Annotated in this window: 1 protein-coding gene; it reads right to left on the bottom strand. The window is 75.0% G+C overall.

Annotation, left to right across the window (positions count from 1 at the left end):
* Window positions 1-517, bottom strand: a 517-nt coding sequence (locus ACUY1T_RS22025) for a hemagglutinin repeat-containing protein (protein WP_446025703.1), incomplete at both ends; no start/stop codon positions are given.

The following is a 517-nucleotide window of genomic DNA, read 5'->3' as shown; positions in this document are numbered from 1 at the left end:
CCGCGGCGAGGCCGAGGTCGCGCCCGGCGTTGAGGATCAGGTCCTGGCCGGCGCTGAGCGTGGCCTGGTGGTCGAGCTCGGCCGTCTTGAGGGTCACCCTGCCGTAGCGGGTGGATTGGGTGTCGCGCGTGCTGGCGATGTTCAGGTCGCGCCCGGCGCCCAGCGCCAGGCTGCCGGCGGCGTCGAGGGCGGCGCCGGCGATGGTCAGGTCGCGACCGGCATTGGCTTGCAGCCGGCCGTCGCTGTCCGTGACCGTGAGCGCGGTCTGCCGGCCGGCCTGGCTGGTCAGCGCGAGGTCGCGGCCGGCCTGCAGGGTCAGTTCCCGCTCGGCGCTCACACCGCCCCCTTGCAGGGTGAGGTCGCGGCCGGCAAACAGCGTGACGGCGCGGCCGTCGATGTCGCCGCCCCGGTGCAACAGGTCGCTGGCGGCCGTCAGCGCGACGTCGTCGCCGGCGATGCGCCCGTTAAGGTTGGCGATGCGATCCGCAGCGACGGTCACGCCCTGGCGGGCGGCCAG

The organism is Billgrantia sp. Q4P2 (assembly GCF_052806135.1).
Note: the sequence above shows the minus strand (reverse complement) of the source record. Positions and strands in the feature narration are given on the sequence as shown.